The sequence below is a fragment of the Methanocalculus sp. genome (assembly GCF_030651615.1).
Taxonomy (GTDB): domain Archaea; phylum Halobacteriota; class Methanomicrobia; order Methanomicrobiales; family Methanocorpusculaceae; genus Methanocalculus.
In genome coordinates this window covers 1-4751 of sequence record NZ_JAUSCG010000002.1, presented here as the reverse complement: position 1 = coordinate 4751, position 4751 = coordinate 1, and the positions used below count along the sequence as shown (strand labels likewise).

General features: G+C 48.2%; 5 protein-coding genes. 4 read left to right on the top strand and 1 reads right to left on the bottom strand.

What is annotated here, in order from left to right; translation table 11 throughout:
• The 3 genes from Q7V06_RS00065 to fdhD all read left to right on the top strand — a co-directional run.
• Window positions 1-1249: molybdopterin oxidoreductase family protein (locus tag Q7V06_RS00065; RefSeq protein ID WP_304836257.1), on the top strand; the 1249-nt coding region annotated here is incomplete at its 5' end.
• A gap of 2 nt (window positions 1250-1251) precedes the next feature.
• Window positions 1252-2496: a Coenzyme F420 hydrogenase/dehydrogenase, beta subunit C-terminal domain gene (locus Q7V06_RS00060; protein WP_304836256.1), complete on the top strand. Its 1245-nt coding sequence runs from the start codon at window positions 1252-1254 to the stop codon at window positions 2494-2496.
• A gap of 176 nt (window positions 2497-2672) precedes the next feature.
• Complete coding sequence (gene fdhD / locus Q7V06_RS00055) at window positions 2673-3491, top strand: formate dehydrogenase accessory sulfurtransferase FdhD (RefSeq protein WP_304836252.1); 819 nt, start codon at window positions 2673-2675, stop codon at window positions 3489-3491.
• Window positions 3492-3594: 103 nt separating this feature from the next.
• Here the strand turns inward: fdhD and Q7V06_RS00050 are convergent, their stop codons facing one another.
• Entirely contained in the window at window positions 3595-4227 is a 633-nt protein-coding gene (locus tag Q7V06_RS00050; protein ID WP_304836249.1) for an FmdE family protein, read from the bottom strand.
• 394 nt (window positions 4228-4621) lie between these two features.
• On the opposite strand from Q7V06_RS00050, the gene Q7V06_RS00045 reads away from it, so the two are divergent.
• The coding region (locus Q7V06_RS00045) for a hypothetical protein (protein WP_304836260.1) at window positions 4622-4751 on the top strand (130 nt) is incomplete at its 3' end.

Sequence of the window (4751 nt, the reverse complement as noted above, 5' to 3'; positions counted from 1 at the left end):
GACCGCCGCCGAATGGATCGCCAAATCCGGTGCAACAGCGATTCTGTACTCGATGGGTATCACGCAGCACACAACCGGTGTGGACAACGTCAAATCCATTGCCAACATCCAGATGCTGACAGGCAACCTCGGCAAACGCGGTGCCGGTGTGAACGCACTCCGTGGCCAGAACAATGTGCAGGGTGCCTGTGATATGGGCTGTCTGCCTGTCGTCTTCACCGGTTACCAGAAGGTCATCGACGAAGCGGCCCACAAGAAGTTCTCTGATGCCTGGGGCTTCCCCGACGGTATCGCTGAAGCGAAGAACGGGTATGAGGTCACAACGATGATGGACGTCCTCACCGATAAACCTGGTGAGCTGAAGGCGATGTACATCATGGGCGAGAACCCGATGCTCTCCGACCCCGACCTGACGCATGTCGAACACGCGATAAAAGCCCTTGACTTCCTCGTTGTGCAGGATATCTTCCTGACCGAGACCGCCCAGCTCGCAGATGTCGTTCTTCCGGCGACCTGCTATGCCGAGAAGGACGGTACCCAGACGAATACCGAGCGGCGTGTCCAGATGTGGCGCAAAGCCCAGAACCCACCAGGTCAGGCGAAGCTCGACTGGCAGATCTTTGCCGAGCTCGCTGCAAAGATGGGCTATGCGGCACAGTTCCCCTGGAAGAACGTCGAAGATGTCTTTAACGAGATTGCAAAGGTTACGCCGTCCTATGGTGGCATGAACTATGCCCGTATCTCAAAGCCCGAAGCGCTCCACTGGCCCTGCCCAACAACTGAGCATGCAGGTACACCAATTCTGCATATCGGGAAGTTCTCCCACCCAGACGGTCTTGGAATCTTCTCTCCGATCGAGTTCAAGTATCCTGCCGAGGTTCCGGATGCAGAGTATCCATACATCTTCACGACAGGCAGGAATCTGTTCCACTGGCATACCGGAGGTATGACCCGGCGTTCGGAGTCACTTGATGCCGAGGAGAAGACCGGTTGGATCGAGATCAATGGTAATGATGCAAAGACGCTTGGCATCATGGATGGTGAGATGGTGCTTGCAAAGACGCGGCGTGGCGAGATCAAGGTGCCTGCCCGTGTAACGAAGGATATCATGCCAGGCGTGATGTTCATGCCGTTCCACTTTGCAGAATGTGCAGCCAACGTCCTGACGAACAACGCACTTGACCCAATCGCAAAGATTCCGGAGTTCAAGGCCTGTGCTATTAAGATTGAGAAGATCCAGGAGGCCTGAAGATGGTTGCAAAAGGCGATATGGTATATGCATGGTCAAAACAGTCTGATCTTGCAGAGAAGGGCGAGTGCGGAGGAGCTGTCTCAACACTTCTGAAGTACGCCCTTGAGAGCAAGATGGTTGACGGTGTCCTTGCAGTTCGAAAGGGTGCAGACATCTACGATGCAACCCTTGAGATCATCACTGATCCGGCCGAGATCGTAGGATCTGCCGGTTCCCTCCACTGTGGTACTCTCCTCATCCCAAAGATGATCAAGAAGTACCTCAATGGTGCAAAAGATATGAAGCTCGCTGTCCCTGTGAAGGGGTGCGATGCGATGGCATTCTACGAACTTGCCAAGAGGAATCAGATCGACCTCGACAATATCATCATGGTCGGTCTCAACTGCGGTGGAACCGTCAGCCCGGTCTCTGCCCTGAAGATGATCAAAGAGAAGTTCGGTGTTGACCCTGCCGATGTCGTCAAAGAGGAGATCGACAAGGGCCAGTTCATCATCGTCACAAAGGATGGCCAGCACAAGGGCATCTCCATCGACGAGCTTGAAGAAGAAGGATATGGCCGGAGGAGCAACTGCCGCCGGTGTAAGATGAAGATCCCCCGCCAGGCAGATCTTGCCTGCGGTAACTGGGGTGTCATCGGCGACAAAGCCGGAAAGGCAACCTTCATCGAGGTCTGCTCCGAGAAGGGTGCAAACCTGGTTGATGGCGCGGTGAAAGCCGGCGCACTCGAGACCTCTGCAGCAGATCCAAAGGGTATTGCTATCCGTGGCAAAGTCGAGAATGCGATGCTCAAACTTGGTGACAAGTGGCGCAACCATGACTTCAAGGCACTCGGCGAAGGTCGTGCACGTCTTGAGACGATCATGAAAGAGACCTCCCGGTGTATCAAATGCTATGCATGCATCGAGAACTGCCCGATCTGCTACTGTGTTGAGTGCAGCACAAAGAAGCCTCACCTCGTTACACCAGGTCAGGTTCCGCCAAGCTTCATGTTCCACATGATCCGGTTTGCTCACATCTCCGACTCCTGTGTTAACTGCGGTCAGTGCGAAGAACTCTGCGCGATGGATATTCCAAATGCACTCTTCATGCATGCCCAGCAGGTTGAGCTTGAGAAGATGTTCGGCTTCACACCCGGTGTTGACATGCAGCCTCCGGTTCTTGCCTATGCTGAAGAGCGGGTTGAGCGGAAGCGTCTTGACTCAACCGGATCAGATCAGATCTTTGACAACGTCTTCAAAGAGTAAATATTTCGTGAAAATTGTGGAGGGATTTTCCCTTCACCTTTTTACTTATGGTTGTTTTTCCTTCTCTTTTCTGCTCAGTACTTTTACAAAAAATTTGTGAATCGTTGATAATCATATCTTTTTAACTTGGTTGAAAAAGAAAAGTTTCATGAATTCACTTCTTCTATTATTATAGGATGAATGGCGATGTTAGAAATGATCTGCCACCCTGTTCCAATCAGGTTAACGGTGTGGTTCGGAGTTACCCGGTTATTTTAATTGACAAAGATCGTTTTTTACAGGATACAGTCTCTATCTGTATTGAGGAGCAGATCCGTATCTCCATCAATGATCAGCATATCGCAACGATGGTGGCAACTCCTGATGAGCTCACTGAGTTTGCAGTTGGCTTTGTGGTGGATGAAGGTATTCTGAGAGGGTTTCATGAGATCCAATCTGTAAGGGTTGACGGGACTTCAGTGAATCTACAGACTGTACCTGGGGTGTTGATTGGAAAACCAGATATTGAAGTCCGAAGTTCAGGCGGTTTGGGAAATGTTAAGCTGGATAATTCTGAATCTCTCCCTCTCTCAGATAGTTCTGTATTCACCATAGATTCGATCTTTTTAGCGGTAGATCTCCTCCATGATCTCTCGTCCACCTGGAAGAAGACTGGTGGGACTCATTCGGCTATCATCCTTTCTGGTGATAATGAGCTTGTTGCATATGCTGAGGATATGGGAAGACATACGGCGATTGACAAAGTGATTGGAAAAGCCCTGATGAAAGGTGTATCACTTTCAAGTTGCTGCCTGACCTGCACGGGTCGTCTTCCTGCTGGCATGATCCAAAAAGCCTATCGTGTCGGAATTCCCCTCATCATCTCAAATAATGCACCTTTCAGCTCTGGAATCGATCTGGCAAATCAGCTGAATCTCACTGTTGTTGGGTTTGTAAGAAAACCCAGGGCGATCATCTATTCTGGCACCCACAGAATACAGGGAGCATTGCAATAATGTGTGTCAAGGTGGGGTTGGTAGTGTTCTTCTGGGAAAATAGATTTGAGGTTTATAACCTCTCAGTAATTGTTTAATTAATCCCTCTTGATTTAGTGCTATTTCAGGCTTTCCTATAATAATGTGTACCTGCACAGCTCGTGCAAAGATCACCTGCGGCGAGGTAATCGGGAATTGTCTCCCCGCATTTTGTACAGGTAACAGATATCCATTTCTTCTTCTTCTCGGTCAGTACGATGACCTCTTCAGATGAGAGTATCTCCCGCCCTGAAGCGATGATCTCCTCAAGGAGTGTCATAACGCCATCTCCATGATGATCAAAAGAGGGATCGTTTGTAAACCAGGCATAGAGTGTCTGATATTTTTTCAGTTTTTCAAGGTCAACATATACTCTCACACCTTTCGTCTCTGCATCCCAGGATTTGCGATTGAGGGTAATAGCGAACCGTCCGATCGGGATAACCCTCAAACGGTTATTTCCTATGGTGCAATGAGCGAGGACCTGTAGTGCATCCGGTGCGCATTTGTGGCTCTCGCTCACACCATAGAGGGTCTCGCCTGGTTCTGCTTTGAGTAGTTCAAGTGCATAATCGGTCATGAATACTCCGATCAGAAGACCTGGTGATGGGAAGGTGTGGAAATGGGTACAACGAATTAATGCCTCCTTCATTGCAGGACCGATACCATGTTTATCCATCATCTCTTCGAGCTGTGGAAGTATGCCGAGCGTTAACATATCTCAGTACTTGGTAAATAAATGATAATATCTTTTCTATTAAGGTAATTGCAAAATATTTACTGTTTCTCCCCCTGGGTGTTCATCACTGGTTATTCGTATGTTCGGATTTAATTTATTAAAAAATTAAATATTGCTGTCCATCCTGGTAAATCATTAAAGTATATTTGATTGATTCTTTAAACCTATTTTACACGCTCCGGTAATGAAACGCGCATGATATTTTGGCCAAAATAATCTGATCGAATAGGAATCTTTTTATATGTATACCATATCAATTTGACTTACTATATATATATGGTGGTTTGTGTTTATATGCAATCACAGAGAGTATTGGTTGATCACACATGAGCATCCTCTGGATGTCTGCGGATCATTAATATGGAGAATTGGCATGAGTGAAAATGAAGAAACGATGAGGTATGTCCCAACAACCTGTCCGTATTGTGGTGTTGGATGTGGACTCAACCTCGTAGTAAACAAGGGAAAAGTTGTTGGTGTTGAGCCCTATAAGCGGTCACCCA

Coding starts and splice junctions, on each gene's coding strand:
- Q7V06_RS00050 (WP_304836249.1), bottom strand. CDS start 4,227: ATGTTAACGCTCGGCATACTTCCACAGCTCGAAGAGATGATGGATAAA.
- Q7V06_RS00060 (WP_304836256.1), top strand. CDS start 1,252: ATGGTTGCAAAAGGCGATATGGTATATGCATGGTCAAAACAGTCTGAT.
- fdhD (WP_304836252.1), top strand. CDS start 2,673: ATGAATGGCGATGTTAGAAATGATCTGCCACCCTGTTCCAATCAGGTT.